Here is a 19577-nt window from a genome sequence, read left to right as displayed (position 1 = left end):
GCCCAGGCTCGATCGTGGGTCCCTACCCCTGCCCGACCATCGAGTCCTCGTCCTCCCACTCCCGCTCGCGGAGTTCGTACTTCTGGACCTTCCCGGTCGCGGTCTCGGGGAGCTGCTCGACGAACTCGACCCGCGTGATGCGCTTGAAGTTCGCGACGCGGTCCGCCACGAACGCCTTCACCTCGTCGGGGTCGATGGTGGCGTCGACGGTCGGGACGACGAACGCCTTCGGCGTCTCGCCCCACCTGTCGCTCGGCGCGGGGATGACCGCCGCCTTCGCGATCTCGGGGTGGTCGTAGAGCACGTCCTCCAGTTCGATGGTCGAGATGTTCTCGCCGCCGGAGATGATGATGTCCTTCTTGCGGTCCTGGATGGCGACGAAGCCGTTCTGGTCCCACGTCGCGAGGTCGCCCATGTGGTAGTAGCCCTCCCGACGCTCGCTGAACGCCGTCTCGGTCTCCTCGGGTTTGTTCCAGTACTTCTCCATGACCTGGTTGCCCCGGACGACGATCTCGCCGATGGTCGAGCCGTCGCGGGGCACGTCGTCGCCGTCCTCGTCGACGACCCGGACCTCGGTGCCGAGGTAGCCGATCCCCTGCCGTTTCATCAGGTCGAACCGTTCGTCGTCCGTCTTGCCGGCGAGGTGCCGGGGCGCGTGGGAGGTGGTGATGAGCGGGCCGGTCTCCGTCGCGCCGTAGACGTGCATCAGCGTCCAGCCGAACTCGCCCTCGACGGTCCTGAGCGTCGATTCGGGCGGGGCGGCACCGGCCGTGGCGGCGCGCACGGGGTTCGCGCCGGTCGTCTGCACGTCGCCGTCGTGTTCGTCGTAGTGGTTCATCAGCATGTTGAGAACGGTCGGTGCTGCACAGAGGTAGCTCACGTCCTCGGTCTGGACCGCGTCGAACACCGCCTCCGCGTCGACGCCGCGCGTACAGACGTGTGTCGCACCGTTCCCGGTGATGGAGTAGATGTGGCCCCAGCCGTTGACGTGGAACATCGGGAGCGTCCAGAGGTAGACGTCGTCGTCCGAGATGTCCTGGTGGGCCGTGACGAGGTAGGAGTGGATGGTCTCGGCGCGGTGGGTGCGACAGACGCCCTTGGGGTCGCCCGTGGTGCCCGAGGTGTAGTTGATGGTCACCACGTCGTCCTCCACCATCTCGGGGCGTTCGTAGTCGGGGCCGGCAGCGTCGAGTTCGTCGTCGAAGGAGCGCCAGTCGCCGTCGACGGCGTCGACGTCGTTCGTCACGAAGGTCTCGGTCGGCACGTCGTCGCGGATCTGCTCGATGCGGTGGGCGTACGCGTGGTCGGCGTAGATCGCCGTCACGTCGGCGTCCGCGAGGATGTAGGCGTAGTCGTCGGCGGTCAGCCGGTAGTTCAGCGGCGTGTGCACCGCGCCCACCTGCATCGAGCCGTACGCTGCCTCGAGGTGGTAGTGCGTGTTGGGGTCGAGGACGGCGACGCGGTCACCCTGCTCGACGCCCGCCGACTGGAGGAACGCCGAGAACCGGTCGGCCCGCTCGCCGAACTCGTCGTACGTGTACCGTTCGCCCGTCGTCGCCACGACGGCGGTCTCGTCGGCGTAGTGTCGGCGCGCGCGATCGAGGAAGTCTGTCACCAGGAGCGGTTTGTGCATGAACGATGATTCGGTTCCCGAGGGCTCAAAACCCCCTGTTCGTTCAATAGTTACCTGAATTACGGCACGGGTGTCCTCAGGGCCGGGGACGCCCACCCCGGTCGCCGACGTGGCTCAGGAGCCCTCAGTGCGCGTACTCCACGATGCCGAGCCAGTCCCGCAGCGCCGGGTGGTCGAACCACGCGACGCGGTCGTCGTGCCACTCCTCAGCCTCGCCGAGCGCGAACCTCTCCCGCGACGCGTCGAGGTCGGTCGTCTCCACCAGCACGGCACAGGGCGCGGGTCCGAACTCGTCGAGCCGGTCCGCGAGGCGACCGCCCCTGGGTTCGGCGAGCGCGACGCCCGAACCCGCGAACCGGTGCAGCGTGGCGTCGAGGCGGGCCACGTCGAGCGTCTCCGGCCGTGGCACCCCGAACAGCCGGTCGAACGGTCGCGTCAGCTCGCCCGGCTCGTCGGTCAGGACGACGACCTCCGAGATGCCCGTGAGCCGTGACTCGACGAGGTCGGGGTGGGGTGTGATGCGGTAGCGGCGTGGGGTGCGGTCCTCGATGCAGAACGGGAGCGTCGCTCCGAGTGAGTCCCCGAGGATGGCCGTCTCCCACTCGACCGAGACGCCGTCGGGTCGGTCGCGCCCGTCGCGGTCCGGCCCGGCGACGCGCACTCCCGCGTCGAGCGCCCGGGAGAGCGCGTCCCCGAGGTCGTCGACCTCGACGCACCAGGCCGCGGGCCCGGCGTCTGCGGCGATGAACGCGGGCCAACGCGAGGGCGTCGCCGTGCCGGTGTTCGTGATGAGCTCCAGGTAGCTGCCGTCCGGGAAGCCGACGATGCTCATGTCGGTGCTGCCGTCTGCGTGTTCCCCGCCGTAGGTGGTCGGCAGTCCGACGGCGTCGCACGCGGCCTCGCCCGCCTCGCGGTCGGCCCAGGCGCTCGCGACGTGGTCGATTCTGATGTCCATGACGGCTACGCGGTCGCCAGCGAGAAAAGCGTTCGTGGGCGGTCAGTCGAGGTCGAAGAACTCCTCGGCGTTCTCCCAGAGGATCTTCCGCTGGACCTCCTCGGGGAAGTCGAGCTCGGCGAACTGCTCCAGCCACAGCCCGGGGTCGAGCATCGGGTAGTCGGTGCCGAACATCACCTTGTCCTTGAGCAGTGTCTTCGCGTAGTGGAGCACCTGCTCGTCGATGTACGCCGGCATCCAGCCCGAGAGGTCCATGTAGACGTTGCCCTTCTGCTGGCAGATGGCGAGCTGCTCCTTCTCCCACGGGAACGCGGGGTGGGCGATGAGTATCTGCAGGTCGGGGTGCTCGGCGGCCACGTCGTCGAGCAGCATCGGGTCGCCGTACTTGATCTTCAGGCCGCGGCCGCCGGGCGCGCAGGCGCCGAGCGTGGAGTTCCCGCCGTGGAACACGCAGGGGACGCCGAGGTCCTCGATGGTGTCGAACAGCTCCTCGTGCTCGGGGTCGCTCGGGTCGAAGCCCTGGGCGATCTGCTGGAACTTGAAGCCGACGAGGTCGAGGTCCTCGACGCAGCGGCGGGCCTCCTCCACGCAGTCGTCCTTCAGGGGGTCGACGCTGCCGAAGCCGATGAAGAAGTCGTCGTGCTCGTCGCGCACCTCGGCGACGTACTCGTTCGGCACCGGCGGGTTGCCGGTGTTGGTCTCGGCGTCCCAGCCGAGCAGCACCGCCCGGTCGATGCCGACGGCGCGGTACTCCTCTATCATCTCCTCGTAGGAGTTCGGCACCATCTCCTTGCCGAAGCGCTTCGCGGCGTCCTGCATCATCTCGCCGCCCGCGTCGAAGAGGAACTCCTCGGTCGGCTGGTGGGCGTGGGTGTCGATCGCCCGCGGTTCGTCCGCGAGCAGGTCCAGGGTTGCCATATCCGGTGATTGGTCCGACGGTAGTTAAGTGGTGCCGGCTCGCCTGTAGTACTGAATGTGAATCAACAACATACGAGAATAGTAATTGATATAGTATATCTTTTCGGGCGCGTGCTACAATATTCTAGGCTATCCTCGACTAAACCCCGGTTCACAAAAATCGCGAGGTAGACTCGCCTACTGTCAAAGATTCGCATCTAGGTATTGAGAAAAATATCTGATTCCAAAAAGCATAATTGGCTCCGATGGAGAATATCCATTGGTGATGTATATGATGTCAGACATAGTTTATTCGAATGATAGTTCGGGTCGCTGCGGTCCCGGGGACCCGAGAGGACCGGGCTGTGAGAGACGAACGTGCCGGATCACACCGAACGGCAGGGGGGTGTTATCCCGTTGCTGCTGAGTGCGGGGTTGCTCCTCCTGGGGGTCGGGATGAGTGTCCTCGCGGTTCAGTTCGCCGGGCTGCGGTTGGGGGGTGTGCTGGTGGTCCCCATCACCGCCATCTACGGACTGTACGACTTCGAATCGCTCCCGATACTGGTGGGCAGTACCGTCGTCGCCTACGTCGCACTCTCCGTCCTTCGACGGCGGACGTTCCTGTTCGGACGGATGCTGTTGCTGTCGAGTATGGTCGCGGGTGCGGTCATCCCACTCGGCATCCTCCTGTGTGCGGATATGGCACTCGTCTCGGTGGACCTGACCTCCGAGGTCATCTTCCTTGGCAGTATCATGCCCGGTGTCGCTGCGTACAACTTCCACCGCCTCGAGAGCGACAAACGCGTCTGGGACGCGTTGTTCAGTCTCGCAGCGATCGCCAGCCTGTTCGTCTGTGGTCTCGCGCTGGTCAACCCCACGACGTCGGAGCTCCTCGCCGACGTCGGCGTTCCCGTGCTGTTCAACAAGGGGTCCGACGTCGCCCGATTGCGGAGCGCCGGGGCCGTGGAGCCACAGCAGTCGTTCGCACCCGGACAGCTGTTCGCGACCGCGAGTATCGTCCTCGGCCTCGTCCTCAACGAGGCGGTGTACGACCGATGGGGTGTTCGATTGCTCGGGATGATCAGCGCACCCCTCATGGCGATGTTCGTGACCATCGCCCCGTCCTCGCTCGCGGTGTACGTGACCGGGCTGGTGCTGGTCACGGTGGCGGTCGAAATCGTCGCACGTCGGACGCTGCTGTACGGCCGCGTGCTCCTCTCGACAGGTATCGCGCTCGGCGTCCTGACGACCACGGTGGCCGGGACAGTCGTCGTGCTGCCCGGATTCACCGGGCTGTTCGTCGGGGTCCTCGTCGGCGTCGGCGGGTACAACCTCCACCGCGTGCCGGCACACGAGCGCCACCTCTCGGTGGTGCTCACTGGCGCCGTGTTCGGCGGGTTCCTGCTGGTCGCGATCGCGCTCGGCCACACGCCGCCTGGCTGGCGGCCTGCGACGACGGCACTGCTCGCGGGAGGGCTCCTCGCGGTCGGCGTCGCCGTCGCGCGAGAGCTCGACGACCGTCACGAGCCGGTCAGAGAACGTGCCGGGGGTGTCGGGTCGTGACCGCGCTCGGTGCCGCGACCGACTGGCTGCGACGGCTGCTGGCGCGTGGCCCATCGCATCGGGGCCGGATCGACGACGTCCAGACATCGGTCGTCGTCTCCGGGGTCCGTGGGAAGTCGAGTGCCACGAAGTACCTCCACGATGTCCTCGCGTCCCGGAATTACGACGTGTACGCGAAGGTGACCGGCAACAAACCGAAGTCGTACCGGAACGGCGAGGCGACGCCCATCCAGCGCGACGGGCGTGTCACCCTCTACGAGAACGAGCGTGAGCTGCGAACCCACGGTGCCGAAGACGTCGCAATCTTCGAGAACCAGGGCATCAGCGACTACACCACCCGTGTCGTCAACCAGCAGTTCGCGCACCCGGACGTGGTCCTGCTCACGAACGTCAGACAGGACCACCGCGACACCCTCGGGCGGACCCGTGCACACATCGCCCGGTCGCTCGCGTGGTCCATCCCCGAGGAGACGAAGGTCGTCATCGGTGAACAGGACGAAGCGCTCCGGTCGTTCCTGCTGCGGGAGCTGCGGGCCGATGGGACCGTCGCCTCACTCGTCGAGGTGCCAGAGGTTCACGAGACGGTCCCTGGTGCCGAGGTCGTCTACGGTGTCGACACCGTCCTCGAGGCACTGGGGCTGGAGCCGATGGACCCCCGGACGCGGGAGGCGCTGCTCGACGAGATGCGTGTCGAGTGGACGAGCGTCCCGGCGGGTCACGTGTTCAACGCGGCGTCGGTCAACGACGTCGAGAGCACGGAGGCCATCAGGCGGTCTCTCACGGATGGCTACTTCGACGTCGTCCAGCCGCTCGTCTATCTGCGGCGCGACCGTCGTGCACGGTCCGCGGCGTTCCTCGACTACCTCACCACCCTCGCGGACCGCGGCGACGTAGAGCAGGTCCGCGTCGTCGGTGCGAACACCGACGTGTTCGCACGGAAGGCGCCGTTCCCGGTCGTCGAACACGACGAGGAGTCGGAGTCGGCCGAGTCGGTGCTCTCGACGGCGCTCTCGGACGGCTGGCCGGTCCTCGTCATGGGTAACACGGTCGCCTCGTTCATGCGGGACCTCGAGCAGGCGATCGAGGAGATGGCGGCTGACGATGTAGCCGCTGAGGCGGCCGAGGACCCGTCGCTGGAGTGGCGCTCCGACCCGGTCGACGACCGGCCGGCGCGCGATGCGGAGACCGGACTGGAGGGCGAACTCAGACCGTGACCGCTTCAGGCCGCCGACGCAGGTCCTCGGCCACGACCGCACGGCCGCGGTTCAGACGGGGGATTCCACCCCCCGTCCGGGTCTCGCCCGTCGGGAGTACAGGGTTTCGACCGAACTGCGATCTTCGAAGCATGACAGGGGACTACTCGAACGACGACGACGAATCGAACGGCATATCGAGACGAAGCGCGCTCGCCGGGATGCTGACCGTCCCGGCGGTCGCCGCGGTCGGCGTCGGCGCCACCGAGGCGTTGACGCGACCCGAACCGGAACGACTCGTCGCGGGGCGCTCACGCCTGGACGACGACGAACCGACGGTCGACGTGACCGTCGACTTCCCGGAGACGGGTGTCGCACCCGGTGGCGGACTGACCGAGGTCACCGTCGACCCGGCGCTGTTGAGCGCCGTCGACGTGACTGTCGGCGACCAGGTTCGACTCTGGCGCGACGACGGTGCGGAGTACGCGGTGTACACCATCGATGAGACCATCCAGGATGACGACGACAACAGGGTTCGCATCGCCCGCCGTGGGCGGTGTCGCCTCGCGCTGAACGAGGTCGACTACGTCCAGGACGGCGACGCCTGCCCGCGCCCGAGCGGCGGTTGCTCCATCGGGACAGAGGTGTTCGAGTCGGAGCTCGACCCGGTCGTCCCGCATCCGTCCTACGACGAGGAGGAGGCGAAGGCGAACGGCGAGCTCATCGAGCGGGTCGACGGAGACGGCGACGAGCTCGCGGTCCTCGCACCGAACGGTGGCGACATCGAACCACAGACCGCGGACCAGGCAGAGCACGCCGGTCTGAGCGCCGAGGCAGCCACGACGGTCTGGCGGACCAGAGGGTACCGTCCGGGCGGCGACGCCTACGTCCGCTGGCACGTCCCGTCCGACGACATCTCGGGGAACTCCTATCCCGAACTCGGCGGCGTCCTCGGGACCGAGTACGACCAGGCGGTCTCGTTCCACGGCACCTGCACGAGCCGGGTGTTCGTGGGTGGTGGGGCCTCGATAGAGACAAAGACGGCGGTTCGCGACGCCATCGACGAGGTGCTCCCGCTCTCGTTCCCGTCGACCCAGGTCGGGGACGGACGCTATGCCCGCACCGATCCGGACGTGCTGGTGAACCGTGCCGCCGGGGACGGTGGCGTCTGGGTCGGCCAGCCGCGGCAGATCCGTGACGAGCACGCCGACGAGGTCGCCGAGGCCGTCGTCGAGGCGCTCTAACCGCCGTAGACGTCGAGGAGCGCCGAGACGACCGCCTCCCGCTTCTCGTTCCGGACCGTCCAGGACTGCTCGAGTTGGATCGTGTCTTCGCCGGCGGCGAGCCAGTTGATGATGTTCGCCGGGTTGGTCGCACCGTAGGAGTCTGTACCGCTGATGAGGGTGATCTCCTCGTCCGGCAGGTGGCCCTGGAGCGCCGTCGTGACCGACTCCTTTCGCGACTGGTCGGCGAGACCCGCGACGAGGACACCGGAGCCGCTGTAGCCGTGGAGTGCAACCGTGCTCTGGAACGGAGCCGAGAGCGAGGCGAGTTGGGGGAACGACTCCGGGGAGATGTCGACGGACGTGATGTGCCACCTGTCGTACGAGCCGGGGCCGTCGTTGAACCCGACGCAGCGCCAGTCGCTCGCACCAGCCTGCTCGCCGAACGCCGCCGCCTGCTGGTCGGTCCCGTACTCGATGTTACCGCCGTGAGGAGCCAGCACACACGTGTCGGAGCCGGACCGCTGGTTCGACAGCTCGACGAACTCGTCGAACCGCGCCGCGTCGAGCCGTGACTCGTACTCCGGGTGGACTGCCCACGGGACGAGGTACGCCGTACTGCCGTTGCTCAGCCCGAGGCGCTCCATGGCACCGGATTCGCACTGTATCTCCGGGTCCGGACACTCGTAGCTCTCGGAGATCGTGTACGTCGCTGACTCGAACTGTCCGTTTCCGGTCGGGGCGAGCCGGCACTGCTGGCCGACGGACAGGCCGAGCGTCGAGACGGCGGTCGAGCTGACTGCGATCCACTCGTCCTCGCCACGCGAGTCGTGTGCGATGTCGACCGGCCCCTCGACCGTGACTTCCGTGGACGGGCTCGGGACGCTGGCGTCCTCGCAGGTCGTCGTGGTAACCACGCCGGAACCCCCGCCCGTGGACGAAGGGCAGGTGTCAACGGTCCTGTCCCCGGAGGCACCGCCACTGAACCGGTCGACGGCCGTGGTCGTGACGCCAGCACCTATCAGAAGTGACACCATCCGTCGGCGGGTCGTACCGTCGGTCGGGGGACTCATCGTTCCAGTGGACAGAGGGGAGCGAGGACCAAAAAATCACCGTCGGTGATTGTTTCTGGAGGTGGGATGCAGAACGGCCGGCTGCCCCGCTCCCTCTCTCCGGTGTTGACAGGATGCCGTCCTGCGTGACCGCGGCGTCGGGTAACCGGGTTCGACTGTCGTCCCGGTAGCGAAGACCTTCGGCTGGGTTCTCGACGGATACGGACCCGGCGATCCGAGAGTCACCCGTTCGCTCGCAGTCACCGACCGACGATGGACAGCCCGGCTACCGTCTCGGGCGCGCTACGGCGATTCGGGGTCGTCGCCGTACGCGGATCGCTTCTTGAACATGAACTTCATGTCGCCCTGCAGCAGTATCTCGTCGTCCTGGTTGCGCGTCTCGGCGTCGATGACGACGAGGCCAGCGTCCTCGCGCGACTCGAACTCCTTCTTCTCTGTGACCTCGAACTCGGAGGAGATGGTGTCGCCGATGGTCAGCGGGTTCGGGACGTCCATGTAGTTCATGCCGAGGAAGGCGATGACGGTCCGCTCGACGAAGCCACAGCGCTGGACCATGCCGGTCGTGAGGATGAACGTCATCGGGCCGTGGCCGATGCGCTCGCCGAACGGGCCCTCCTCGCTGTACTCCGCGTTCGTGTGGAGCTCGGTCCAGTCGTCGGCGAACATCGAGTGGAAGACGAAGTCCGACTCCGTGACCGTCCGGCCCACGCTCTCGAAGGTCTTCCCGACCTCCATGTCCTCGAAGTAGTGCGGCTCGTAGCTGTATGGCATATCCGGGCCTTCTCCAACCGAGCATAAAATCGTACGGGTAGCAGCGAGGGTGGGCCGCTCACCACCACCACCAGCGCCGCCAGTGGCGGACCCACGCGTCACGGCCCGCTTCGGTGAAGAAGAGGGTGGCGGCGTACGCACCGATACCCCCGACGAGAACGGCGAAGACGGAGCCGAGGAGTGCGACGACGAGCATGCTCTCGCCCGCCTCGACCCGGAAGAGTTCGAACTCCCCACGGCCACCGCTGGCGAGCCACGCCGCGAGGAACGAGAGGAGGCCCGCGAGCGGCCCCGCGAGTAGCACGACCGTGAGCCGCCGCCGGAGCACAGTCGCGGCGACGAACCCGGCGACCAGGGGCAGGAAGTCGGCACCGTGCTGTCCGCCCGTGCCGAGCGTCACTCCGGCGAGCACCCCGAGCAGGACGGACAGGAGGAATCGACCCCGACCGGGCTGGCTGTCCGTCGTGTCGACGTCACTGTCGCGGGACACCGTTACTGTCCGGGAAGATAGGCCGAAATAAAAACTGTTCCGCTCGCCGTCACCGGACGGTCGACGACCGGCGGTCGGTACGATGGGGGCCGTTCAGTACTGCGCTTCCTCGTAGGTCTCGGTGCTGGTGCCGGTGCTCGCGGTGGTGCGGGCCTTGCGGAAGTCGTCCTCCCAGACCGCGTGGGCGATGAAGCCGCCGAGTGCACAGAGGCCGACGGTGTAGATGCCGGCCATCACGAGCAGGATGATGCCGAAGATCATCAGCACGATGAACCCGGTCGCGTCCCCGGTCAGGATGCCCAGGAAGCCGAAACCGAACAGTCCGAGCAGCGAGGGGACGAAGAAGATCGCCCCTGCCGCTGCGCCGACCTTCACGTTCTCCATCCGGGTCTCGCCCTTCTGTAGGTACGCGGCGACCACGCCGCCGATGACGGTCGAGAACGGGATGAACCCGAGCACGAACGCCGCGACGGCGCCGATGAGCGCGTTGATCCAGAAACCGTTCTCGTAGCTGCGGTCGTCGAAGTTGAGTGCCATGCATCTGAAAAGACAGTTGCATATATAAAGGTGCGCTCTAGGTGCCTCGTGGATGCCCGTCAGCGACGCTTTCGTGTCTATCTCCTGTATCTGTGGGGATGAAAAACGAGGGCGGTCTGTCTGGGGTGTCGGTGGCCCGGGCGTCAGCCCCCGAGGAAACGCTGCCGGACCTCCTCGTCCGCCAGCAGCTCGTCGCCCGGGCCCTCGAAGCTGTTCTCGCCGTTGACGAGGACGTAGCCACGGTCGCAGCGACGGAGTGCCTCCTTGGCGTTCTGCTCGACCATCAGCACGGCCGTCCCGGCGTCGTTGATCTCGTCGATGCGGTCGAACATCTCGTCGACGAGGTCGGGTGCCAGCCCCGCCGAGGGCTCGTCGAGCAACAGGAGCTCGGGGTCGAGCATGAGCGCCGCGCCCATGGCGAGCATCTGCTGCTGGCCGCCGGACATCGTGCCGGCGCGCTGGCGCTGGCGCTCCTCGAGGATGGGGAACCGGTCGAACACGTCGGCGAGCCGGTCCTGCGGCACGTCGTCGAAGATGTACGCGCCCATCTCCAGGTTCTCCCGGACGGTCATCCGGGGGAACAGGTTCTCGGTCTGCGGGACGTAGGCGATGCCCTCGCGGATGATCTCCTGCGTCCCGAGCTCGTGGATGGGCCGCCCCTCGAAGTGGACGGTACCGTCCATGTGCGTCGTCAGCCCGAAGACGGTCTTCATCGCGGTGGACTTGCCGGCCCCGTTCGGCCCGACGATGGTGACGTACTCGCCGCCGTCGACGTGCATCTCCACGTCGGTCAGGATCTGGAGGTCGCCGTAGCCCGCGTCGACGGCGTCGAGTTCGAGCAGGCTCATAGCTCCTCACCCAGGTAGGCGTCGATGACGCGCTGGTCGCTCCTGACCTCCGAGGGCGCACCCTCGGTCAGTTTCTGCCCTTGATGCATGACGACGACGTGGTCGCAGTGCTCCATGATGAGTTCGATGTCGTGTTCGACGAACAGGAACGTCTGCCCCTGCGATTCGAGCTCGTGGATGCGCTCCAGGATCTTCCGTTCGAGCGTCGGGTTGACGCCCGCCAGCGGCTCGTCGAGCAGGACCATCTCGGGCTCGGTGAGCAGCACGCGGGCGAGCTCGAGCAGCTTGCGCTGGCCGCCCGACAGCGAGCCGGCGGGCTCGTCGAGCAGGTGGTCGAGCTCGAAGAACTCGGCCATCTCGACGGCCTCGCGCCGGCTCCGACGTTCGTCGTCGGCGAACTGCCCGCCGCGGAGCCAGGCCCGGCTCAGCTTCTCGCCGGACTGGCCGCCGGGCGCAAGCAGCAGGTTCTCGCGGACGGTCATGTTCTCCAGCTCGCGCGGGATCTGGAACGTGCGCACGAGCCCCTCGCGGACGATGCGCGGGGTGCGCTGGCCGGTCAGGTCGGTCCCCTGGAACTCGACCGAGCCGCCGTCGGGCTCCAGATAGCCGGTGACGCAGTTGAAGAACGTCGTCTTCCCGGCCCCGTTCGGGCCGATGAGGCCCGTGATGCCCTGGTCGACGGTGACGTCGACGCCGTCGAGCGCGGTGATACCCCCGAACGACTTCTCGAGCCCCGACACCGAGAGGATGGGCTCGTCAGTCATCGGCGTCACCTCCGGCTGCCGCCGCGGTCTCGTCGCGACTCGGCACGGGGTCGTCCCCGGGCAGGCTGATGTCGTAGTCCTGCTCGCCGAGGATGCCCTCCGGCCGGTAGTAGAGGATGACGATGAGGAGCACGCCGATGAAGATGAGCCGTGCCGCGGCCAGCTTGACGGCGTACTCCGACGGGAAGTAGTCGTTGAGGAACTGCGTCCCGCTGTTGATGACCCAGAACACGGCCGTCCCGAGGACGACCCCGGCGTTGTTCGCGGTCCCGCCGATGATGACCGACGCGAACGCGAAGAACGTGATCATCGCGCCGAACTGCTCGGGGCTGATGAAGCCGAGGTGGATGGTGTACAGCGCACCGGCCGCCCCGGCGAGCCCGGAGCCGAACAGGAGCGCCTGTATCTTGTAGCGGAACGTCTCCTTGCCGAGCGCCCGGGGCACGTCCTCGTCGTCGCGGACGGCACGCAGCACGCGGCCGTACGGGCTGTTGATGGTGCGCTGGCACCACCAGTAGCCGCCGACGAGGAAGCCCAGCGAGAGCAGCATGAAGAACCGGTCGTAGTCGAGGCCGCCGTTCGGCCCGGCGACGGGGTCGAACAGGAACATCACGTTCGTCTGCAGCGTGACGGTCGGGTTCGACGCGGCGAGCAGCGGCTGGAGGAAGTACCAGGCCGCCACGGCCAGTGCGACGACGAGCGCGAGCGTGCGTTCCGGCTCGGCCGACCGCCGGACCGCTTCGCGGAGGACGGCCACGCCGACGACGGCGAGCGCGACGCCGACGACCAGCAGCGACCCGCCCCGGGTCAGTGCGCCGATGGCTGCACCGAAGACGGCGACGCTGGCCAGCCCCAGTCCGGCACCGGTCGCGTCGATGTCCCGGACGTAGGAGCCGACGCGGTAGCCGGCGTAGGCCAGGATGAGCACGCTCAGTCCGCCGAGGACGACGAGGTTCAGGGTGAACGAGCCGAACCCGACCGGGAACGCGCCCGCGGCGGGCTGGTGGACGGTCCGGATGCCGAACGGGCCGTTGAACAGCCAGCGCTCGTTCCGGACGACCTCGTTCAGGATGGTGGCGATGCCGAGCGCCGTGATGGCGAGGTAGTCCTCGCGCAGGCGCAGGGTCGGCACGCCGACGAGCAGCGAGACGAGCGCGGCGGCGACCATGCCGCCGGCCACGCCGAGCAGCCAGCCGAGCACGTCGCCGCCCGGCACGACGGCGAGCATCGCGGGGAGCGCGTAGCCCCCGAGGCCGTCGTAGCCGGTCACCTGCGCCGGCATGGTGAGGACGGCGGTGACGTAGCCGCCGACCATGAAGTAGGCCACGTGGCCGAAGTCGATCAGCCCCGTGAAGCCGAACTTGAGGTTGAGGCCGAGCGCGAACAGCCCGTAGATGGCGATGAACGTGACGAGCGAGACGGCGAAGTCGGCTAACGCCATCAGACATCACCCCACAGGCCGTCGGGCTTGACGAGCAGGACGCCGATGAGCACGACGAAGGCGATCGCGATGCGGTACGTCGCCAGCGACGAGGGGAGCAGGTACACCCCGACGTCCATGCTGATGCCGATGAGGATGGCCCCGGCAGCGGCCCCGTACGGCGACCGGATGCCGCCGAGGATGACCGCCGCGAAGACGGGCAACAGCAGGGTGAAGCCCATGTTGGGGTTGACGTTCGACGCGCTCCAGCCGGCGAGGACGCCGGCGAGTGCGGTCAGCAGCCCCGCGATGACCCAGACCACGAGCTGGATGCGGTCGACGTCGACGCCGCGGACCTCCGCGAGGTCCATGTTGTCGGCGGTCGCTCGCATCCCCTTGCCGAGCCTGGTCGCCTTCAGGACGAGGTTGAGCAGGAACATCGCCACGGCCACGATGACCACGATGGCGATGTCCTTGTAGCTCGTCCCGACCCGGGTCGACCAGAACGCCTCGGTGCCCTGCGGGTCGAACCGGAGCAGGTAGGCGAGCGCGAGCAGCGTCGCGAGCCCGCCGAGCACGCCGAGCACGCGCGGCGCGACGAGGTGCACCGTCCGGAAGTCGTCGTCGGTGGTCCGCCAGCGGTAGACGCCGTAGCCGACGGCGACCGCGGCGACGACGATGCCGAGCACCAGCCAGATGGGGTAGCCCCACTCGTTGAGCAGGGCGATGTCGCCTGCCTGCCGCTGGGTCCGCTGGACGGTGACCCCGGAGCCGGTGAGGTAGAGGTCCCAGTTCACGTCGCGGACCACGGGCGTCTCGTAGGCGATGTTGCGCGAACCGGCGACGAACAGCACGAGGTTGCGCAACACGAGCGCGAGTCCCAGCGAGACGATGACCATGGTGATGAGGTCCGCCTCCTTCGAGCGGAACCGCCGGAAGATGGCGAGCTCGTACAGCGCGCCGAACACCGACGCCGCGACGAGCGCGAACACGCCGGCGGCCACCAGCGACACCGCACCGCCGGGCAGCCCCGGCAACAGCGAGATCTCCGCGGGCCGGTTCACGACGAGCGCGAAGTACGCCCCGACGGTGATCATGTCCCCGTGGGCGAAGTTCGGCACCTCCGCGATGGAGTACACCAGCGAGAGGCCGATGGCCCCGGCGGCGATGATGCTGCCGGTGACCAGCCCCTGCGCCAGCGCGTCGAGGAGTCCGGTGTCTACCACGCGATGCTCACCCCCTGCGTCCGACGGGCGTGCGTCGACCCGCCGGACCGTCCGTCGTGTCTCATTGCGTCCTCCGTATCGTGTAGTACGTCGCGACGGCCGCCACCGCATTCAGTCCACCGAGGACGAGGAACGCGCCGCCGTAGCTCCCCGTCGTCTCCCGGATGGTCCCCGTGACCGGCGGGAGCACGAGCGCGGCGACGTTGCCCGCCGCGACGATGGTCGCGATGGCCGTCCCCTCCGACTCGGTCGCTCCGGCCGCGAGGTTGTACACCGCCCCGAACGGCACCGAGACGGCGAGCATGACGACGAACGGGAGGACGACCAGCGCGGCCGAACTCCTCGTCGCCGCCATCGCGCCGAACCCCACGGCCGCGGCCGCGGTGCTCGCCGCGATGAGTCGCCGGTCCGAGAGCGCGATCCGCCACGAGGTCTCCCCGCCGACGATCCGGCCCGCCGTCGCCGACGCGAGCACGACCACGTTCAGCCGTGCGACCACGCCGAGGTCCGCGAAGTACGCCGTCACGAACGTCGAGAGCGTGATGTACGAGCCGATGATGGCGACGTAGCACGCCGACGCGAGGACGACGACCGGGTGCAGCACGACGCCACCACGTTCCGTCGTCGTCCCCGTGGGCTCCGTCCGCCGGTCCGACAGGTGCAGGCCGGCGACAGCGATGGCCGGAACCGACAGCAGCGCGCCCGGTGCGTGCAGGGCCAGCCAGCCGAACTCCCGAACGAGCGTCGGCGCGAGCAGGAAGCCCAGCATCCCGCCCATCGTGAGCAGGCCGCCGTAGACGCCCTGCTGTCTGGTGGCGTTCGCTCCCTCGGAGAGTCGCGAGATGTGCGTCGCGCCGACCGTGAGCAACAGCCCGCCGGTCAGCCCCCAGAGCCCGCGCAGCGCGAGCACGACGGGGAACGACGCCGAGAGGTCCAGCGAGAGCCCCAGCACGAGGTGGGCGAGCCCGCCCGCGAACAGCACGTTCGTCGTGGTGTACCGACCGACCCAGCGCGATGCGGGCCGCTGGACGACGACGAACGCCGCCAGCGGCGCGCTCATCAGGAGCCCGAACGCCGAGAGCCCGATGCCGAGTCGTGCCGGCAGCAGCGTCGGCAACGCGGCGTAGGCGAAGACGACGTAGCCGACGCTCGTGACCAGCACGTGCGGGACGTACCGGAGCGGGTCGCGAGCCATCAGTCATCGTCTCCCTCCGCGTCGGTGCTCGTCTCCGCTGCCGGCTCCGCGGCCGCGACATCGACGCCGTAGGCGTCCCGGGCCGCCTCCGGGGACACCTTCCCGTGGCGCACGTCGCGGCGGACGGCGTCGGGGTCGCGGTCGTCGGGGTCGCCGTAGCCACCGGCCCCGGGCGTGCGGATGCTCACTGTCGAGCCCGGCGGGAGTTCCCGGGTGGACTTCTGTGGGAGCCGTCCCGTCTCGCCGTCCGCGGTCTCGAGCTCGGCCGCGCCGCACTCCCCCGGCTCGCCACCGGCCAGTCCGTACGGCTGGTGCTGGTGGCGGTCCGCGAGCAGGCTGAAGTGCGCCTCGTGGTCGCGGACCTGGATGTCCCGGCGGATGCCGAGGCCACCCCGGTACTCGCCGGGGCCGCCGGAGTCCTGCCGCAGCTCGTACCGGCGCACCCGGAGCGGGTATGCCGTCTCCAGCACCTCGACGGGCGTGTTCATCGTGTTCGACATGTGGACGTGGACGCCGTCCATGCCGTCCTTGCCCGCCCGGCCGCCGAAGCCGCCGCCCTGCGTCTCGTAGAACGCGTAGGGCGTGTCGGTCCGGGGGTCCGTGCCGCCGAAGGTGATGTTGTTCATCGTCCCTTGGCCGGCCGCGGTGACCCGCTCCGGTGCCTGCTCGGCGAACGCGCCGAGCACGACGTCGGTCACGCGCTGTGAGGTCTCCAGGTTGCCACCGACGACGGCCGCCGGCGGCTCCGGGTTGACGATGCTGCCCTCGGGGGCCTGGACGTCGATGGGCCGGTAGCAGCCGTGGTTCGGTGGGATGTCCGGGTCGGTCACGCACCGGACCGAGTAGTACGTCGCCGACGCGGTGACCGCGAGCACGGCGTTGACCGGTCCCTCGGTCTGGTCGGCTGTGCCGTCGAAGTCGACGGTGACGCCGTCGCCATCGACGGTGACCGTCGCCTGGATGGGCAGGTCCTCGTTGCCGAGGCCGTCGTCGTCGAGCACGTCGTGGAACCGGTAGGTGCCGTCCGGGAGCGCCTCGATCTCCGCCCGCATCCGGGCCTCCGAGTAGTCCTGGATCTCGCCGAGCGCCTCGGTGAGCGTCTCGCGACCGTACTTCTCGACGAGTTCGAGGAACCGGCGCCTGCCGGTCTGGTTGGCGGCCTCCTGTGCCCGGAGGTCGCCGCGACGTTCGTCCGGCGTCCGGACGTTCGAGAGCACCATGTCGAACACGGAGTCGTTCGGCTCGCCGCCCTCGAACAGCTTCACGGGCGGGATCCGGAGCCCCTCCTGATAGATCTCCGTGGAGTCCGCGGCGACGCTCCCGGCGCGTGCCCCGCCGACGTCGGCGTGGTGCGCGCGGTTCGCCGCGAACGCGACGAGCTCGGTGCTCCCGTCGTCAGCCTCGTGGAACACGGGGGTCACGAGGGTGAGGTCAGGGAGGTGCGCCCCGCCGTAGAACGGGTCGTTGAGCAGGATCGCGTCGCCGGGTTCGAGCGTCTCCGGTGGGAACCGGTCGATGGCCGCCTCGACGGAGAAGGGCATCGCGCCGAGGTGGACCGGCATGTTCTCGGCCTGGCTGATCATCTCGCCTTCCGCGTCGAACAGCGCACACGAGCAGTCGCGGCGCTCCTTGATGTTCGGCGAGTAACCCGTCCGGATGAGGTTCGCGTTCATCTCCTCGCAGACGGCGATACAGGCGTTCCTGATGACTTCGAGCGTGACAGAGTCGGTCATGCGTTCACCTCCACGAGCAGCGTGCCGTACTCGTCCACCCTGGCCGCCTGGTCGGGGTGGACGACGACCGTGCTCTCCGTGCCCTCGACGATTGCCGGCCCGTCGAAGCTCGTGCCGGTCGGCAGCAGTCGCCGGTCGTAGATGCGGGTCCCGTGGACCCGGCCGTCGTACACCACGTCGCGCGTCTCTCGCACCGCGTCGTCCACGGTGCCCTCGACGGGCTCCGGGTGCAGGTCCGGCGTCTCGACGATGCCGCGCGCCCGCAGCCGCACCGTGACGAGTTCGACCGGCTCGTCCTCGTAGGCGTGGCCGTAGCGCTGGCGGTGCCGGTCGTGGAACCGTTCGACCACGGTGTCGAGTGTATCCGCGTCGACCTCGCCGCCCGGCACCGGCACCGTCAGCTCGAACGACTGGCCCGCGTAGCGCAGGTCGACCGAGCGCTCGAACTGCACGGTGTCGGCGGTGCCGCGCTCCGTGTCGAGCCGGTCGCTCCCGCGTTCGCGGAACGTCGCGAAGCTCTCGGCGAGCGTCTCGGGTTCGACGTCGGTCCACGGCCGGACCTTCGAGGTGGAGTAGTCGTACAGCACGTCGCTGATGAGCAGCCCGAGCGCGGAGAGGACGCCCGCGGTCCGGGGGATGACGACGCGGGGCACCTCGAGCTCCCGCGCCAGCTTGCAGGCGTGCAGCGGGCCGGCGCCGCCGAAGGCGACGAGGCCGAAGTCCCGCGGGTCGTAGCCGCGCTCGACGGATACGACCCGGAGCGCCCGCGCCATGTTCGCGTTCGCCACGTCGAGGATGCCCTGTGCCGCCTCCTCGACACCCATGTCGAGGTCGTCCGCGACGTGCTCGCTGACCGCCCGCCGGACCGCGTCGTCCGGCGACGGGCCGTCGAGGAACCGCGAGGGGTCGATACGCCCGAGCATGGCGTGGGCGTCCGTGATGGTCGGCCGCTCGCCACCCCGGCCGTAGCAGACCGGGCCGGGCTCCGCGCCCGCGGAGCGTGGGCCCACCCGGAGCGCGCCGCCCGCGTCGGTCCAGGCGATGGAGCCGCCGCCGGCCCCGACGGTGTGGATGTCGATCATCGGCACCGAGACGGGGTAGTCGCCGACCGCCACGTCCGTCGTGACGAGCGGTTCGCCGCCCTCGACGAGCGACACGTCGCAGGAGGTGCCGCCCATGTCCATCGTGATGCAGTCCTCGATGCCCGCGAGCCCGGCGACGTACGTCGCGCCCTGGACGCCCGCGGCGGGGCCCGAGAGCAGCGTGTTCACCGGCCGGTCGCGTGCGGCGTCGGCGGTGATGATGCCGCCGTTGGACTGCATTATCTTCACGTCCGTGCCGACACCCTCCTCGGCGACGCGGGACTCGAGCCGGCCGATGTACCGGTCCATCACCGGCTTGAGCGCGGCGTTCAGCGCCGTCGTGAGCGTGCGCTCGTACTCCCGGATCTCGGGGAGCACCCGCGAGGAGAGCGAGAACGAGGCGTCGACGCCCGCCGCCTCCAGCAGCTCCTGTACCCGACGCTCGTGGGCGTCGTTCTCGAACGAGTAGAGGAGGCTGACCGCGACGCTGTCGACGTCGTCGAGCTCGTCGGCGAGCGCCCTGACCGAGGTGGCGTTGAGGACCTCGACGACCTCGCCGCGCTCGTCGAGGCGCTCGGCGACCTCGTACCGATTGTCGCGCTCGACCACGGGGGTCGGCTTCTCGGCGTCGAAGTCGTAGATGTCCGGACGGGCCTGCCGACCGATCTCGAGGACGTCGCGGAAGCCCGCGGTCGTCACGAGTGCGGTGTCGGCCCACTCGCCCTCGAGGACGGCGTTCGTCGCCACGGTCGTCCCGTGCCCGAAGAACCCGATGTCCTCGGGGTCGATGCCGTACTGCTCGGCGACCCCTTCGAGCCCGTCCATGACTCCCTGCTCGGAGTCCGAGGGCGTCGAGGGCGTCTTGTGGACGCGGACGGCCCCGTCCGCGATGGTCACGAGATCGGTGAACGTGCCGCCGATGTCGACGCCGACACGGGCATCGCCGTTCACGCGAGCCTCACCTCCGTCCCTTG

The 19577-nt window shown here is 68.7% G+C and carries 17 protein-coding genes; 3 read left to right on the top strand and 14 right to left on the bottom strand.

Annotated elements, in window-relative coordinates; all coding sequences use genetic code 11:
* Positions 1-22: 22 nt before the first annotated feature.
* From ACSG06_RS09215 to ACSG06_RS09205, 3 genes are all read right to left on the bottom strand, one after another.
* On the bottom strand, positions 23-1633 hold the full coding sequence (locus ACSG06_RS09215; protein ID WP_440989970.1) for a long-chain-fatty-acid--CoA ligase: 1611 nt from the start codon (positions 1631-1633) through the stop codon (positions 23-25).
* A 124-nt stretch (positions 1634-1757) separates the two neighbouring features.
* Positions 1758-2588, bottom strand: a complete 831-nt coding sequence (locus ACSG06_RS09210) for a VOC family protein (RefSeq protein WP_440989969.1) — start codon at positions 2586-2588, stop codon at positions 1758-1760.
* A gap of 42 nt (positions 2589-2630) precedes the next feature.
* Entirely contained in the window at positions 2631-3506 is an 876-nt protein-coding gene (locus tag ACSG06_RS09205) for an amidohydrolase family protein (RefSeq protein ID WP_440989968.1), read from the bottom strand.
* 435 nt (positions 3507-3941) lie between these two features.
* Between ACSG06_RS09205 and ACSG06_RS09200 the strand changes: the two genes are divergently transcribed.
* From ACSG06_RS09200 to ACSG06_RS09190, 3 genes are all read left to right on the top strand, one after another.
* Entirely contained in the window at positions 3942-5048 is a 1107-nt protein-coding gene (locus ACSG06_RS09200; protein ID WP_440989967.1) for a poly-gamma-glutamate biosynthesis protein PgsC/CapC, read from the top strand.
* A complete protein-coding gene (locus ACSG06_RS09195) occupies positions 5045-6262 on the top strand; it encodes a Mur ligase (RefSeq protein ID WP_440989966.1) in 1218 nt (405 codons plus the stop codon). The genes ACSG06_RS09200 and ACSG06_RS09195 overlap by 4 nt, the downstream gene beginning before the upstream one ends.
* A 131-nt stretch (positions 6263-6393) precedes the next feature.
* Complete coding sequence (locus ACSG06_RS09190; protein WP_440989965.1) at positions 6394-7485, top strand: poly-gamma-glutamate hydrolase family protein; 1092 nt, start codon at positions 6394-6396, stop codon at positions 7483-7485.
* Here ACSG06_RS09190 and ACSG06_RS09185 read toward each other — a convergent pair.
* The 11 genes from ACSG06_RS09185 to ACSG06_RS09135 all read right to left on the bottom strand — a co-directional run bounded on the left by ACSG06_RS09185 (position 7482) and on the right by ACSG06_RS09135 (position 19554).
* Positions 7482-8381: a poly-gamma-glutamate hydrolase family protein gene (locus tag ACSG06_RS09185; protein ID WP_440989964.1), complete on the bottom strand. Its 900-nt coding sequence runs from the start codon at positions 8379-8381 to the stop codon at positions 7482-7484. The two genes, ACSG06_RS09190 and ACSG06_RS09185, sit on opposite strands and share 4 nt — an antisense overlap.
* 438 nt (positions 8382-8819) lie before the next feature.
* The gene (locus tag ACSG06_RS09180) at positions 8820-9308 is read right to left on the bottom strand and encodes a MaoC/PaaZ C-terminal domain-containing protein (protein ID WP_440989963.1); all 489 of its coding nucleotides are present in this window, start codon (positions 9306-9308) and stop codon (positions 8820-8822) included.
* Positions 9309-9366: 58 nt separating this feature from the next.
* On the bottom strand, positions 9367-9798 hold the full coding sequence (locus ACSG06_RS09175; protein ID WP_440989962.1) for a hypothetical protein: 432 nt from the start codon (positions 9796-9798) through the stop codon (positions 9367-9369).
* Between the two features lie 93 nt (positions 9799-9891).
* On the bottom strand, positions 9892-10335 hold the full coding sequence (locus tag ACSG06_RS09170; protein ID WP_440989961.1) for a DUF5518 domain-containing protein: 444 nt from the start codon (positions 10333-10335) through the stop codon (positions 9892-9894).
* Positions 10336-10478: 143 nt separating this feature from the next.
* Positions 10479-11183 carry an ABC transporter ATP-binding protein gene (locus ACSG06_RS09165; protein ID WP_440989960.1) on the bottom strand — a complete coding sequence of 235 codons (705 nt, stop codon included), beginning with the start codon at positions 11181-11183 and terminating at the stop codon, positions 10479-10481.
* Positions 11180-11947 (bottom strand): ABC transporter ATP-binding protein, encoded by a 768-nt coding sequence (locus tag ACSG06_RS09160; protein WP_440989959.1) that lies wholly within the window; start codon positions 11945-11947, stop codon positions 11180-11182. The genes ACSG06_RS09165 and ACSG06_RS09160 overlap by 4 nt, the downstream gene beginning before the upstream one ends.
* Positions 11940-13388: a branched-chain amino acid ABC transporter permease gene (locus tag ACSG06_RS09155; RefSeq protein WP_440989958.1), complete on the bottom strand. Its 1449-nt coding sequence runs from the start codon at positions 13386-13388 to the stop codon at positions 11940-11942. Before ACSG06_RS09155 ends, ACSG06_RS09160 begins: the two co-directional genes overlap by 8 nt.
* Positions 13388-14593 carry a branched-chain amino acid ABC transporter permease gene (locus tag ACSG06_RS09150; RefSeq protein WP_440989957.1) on the bottom strand — a complete coding sequence of 402 codons (1206 nt, stop codon included), beginning with the start codon at positions 14591-14593 and terminating at the stop codon, positions 13388-13390. Before ACSG06_RS09150 ends, ACSG06_RS09155 begins: the two co-directional genes overlap by 1 nt.
* A 61-nt stretch (positions 14594-14654) precedes the next feature.
* A complete protein-coding gene (locus tag ACSG06_RS09145; protein ID WP_440989956.1) occupies positions 14655-15788 on the bottom strand; it encodes an MFS transporter in 1134 nt (377 codons plus the stop codon).
* Positions 15788-17521: a hydantoinase B/oxoprolinase family protein gene (locus ACSG06_RS09140; RefSeq protein WP_440989955.1), complete on the bottom strand. Its 1734-nt coding sequence runs from the start codon at positions 17519-17521 to the stop codon at positions 15788-15790. The genes ACSG06_RS09145 and ACSG06_RS09140 overlap by 1 nt, the downstream gene beginning before the upstream one ends.
* On the bottom strand, positions 17518-19554 hold the full coding sequence (locus tag ACSG06_RS09135) for a hydantoinase/oxoprolinase family protein (protein WP_440989954.1): 2037 nt from the start codon (positions 19552-19554) through the stop codon (positions 17518-17520). Before ACSG06_RS09135 ends, ACSG06_RS09140 begins: the two co-directional genes overlap by 4 nt.
* Between the last annotated feature and the right edge of the window lie 23 nt (positions 19555-19577).

Origin of the sequence: Haloarchaeobius baliensis, assembly GCF_052060055.1 — an archaeon.
GTDB lineage: Archaea > Halobacteriota > Halobacteria > Halobacteriales > Natrialbaceae > Haloarchaeobius > Haloarchaeobius baliensis.
The sequence above is the reverse complement of the archived record's forward strand: the minus strand, read 5'-3'. Positions and strand labels throughout refer to the sequence as shown.

Excerpts from the sequence above, each read along its gene's own strand:
- ACSG06_RS09215 (WP_440989970.1), bottom strand. The coding sequence starts at position 1,633 with ATGCACAAACCGCTCCTGGTGACAGACTTCCTCGATCGCGCGCGCCGA.
- ACSG06_RS09210 (WP_440989969.1), bottom strand. The coding sequence starts at position 2,588 with ATGGACATCAGAATCGACCACGTCGCGAGCGCCTGGGCCGACCGCGAG.
- ACSG06_RS09205 (WP_440989968.1), bottom strand. The coding sequence starts at position 3,506 with ATGGCAACCCTGGACCTGCTCGCGGACGAACCGCGGGCGATCGACACC.
- ACSG06_RS09200 (WP_440989967.1), top strand. The coding sequence starts at position 3,942 with ATGAGTGTCCTCGCGGTTCAGTTCGCCGGGCTGCGGTTGGGGGGTGTG.
- ACSG06_RS09190 (WP_440989965.1), top strand. The coding sequence starts at position 6,394 with ATGACAGGGGACTACTCGAACGACGACGACGAATCGAACGGCATATCG.
- ACSG06_RS09180 (WP_440989963.1), bottom strand. The coding sequence starts at position 9,308 with ATGCCATACAGCTACGAGCCGCACTACTTCGAGGACATGGAGGTCGGG.
- ACSG06_RS09170 (WP_440989961.1), bottom strand. The coding sequence starts at position 10,335 with ATGGCACTCAACTTCGACGACCGCAGCTACGAGAACGGTTTCTGGATC.
- ACSG06_RS09165 (WP_440989960.1), bottom strand. The coding sequence starts at position 11,183 with ATGAGCCTGCTCGAACTCGACGCCGTCGACGCGGGCTACGGCGACCTC.
- ACSG06_RS09160 (WP_440989959.1), bottom strand. The coding sequence starts at position 11,947 with ATGACTGACGAGCCCATCCTCTCGGTGTCGGGGCTCGAGAAGTCGTTC.
- ACSG06_RS09155 (WP_440989958.1), bottom strand. The coding sequence starts at position 13,388 with ATGGCGTTAGCCGACTTCGCCGTCTCGCTCGTCACGTTCATCGCCATC.
- ACSG06_RS09145 (WP_440989956.1), bottom strand. The coding sequence starts at position 15,788 with ATGGCTCGCGACCCGCTCCGGTACGTCCCGCACGTGCTGGTCACGAGC.
- ACSG06_RS09140 (WP_440989955.1), bottom strand. The coding sequence starts at position 17,521 with ATGACCGACTCTGTCACGCTCGAAGTCATCAGGAACGCCTGTATCGCC.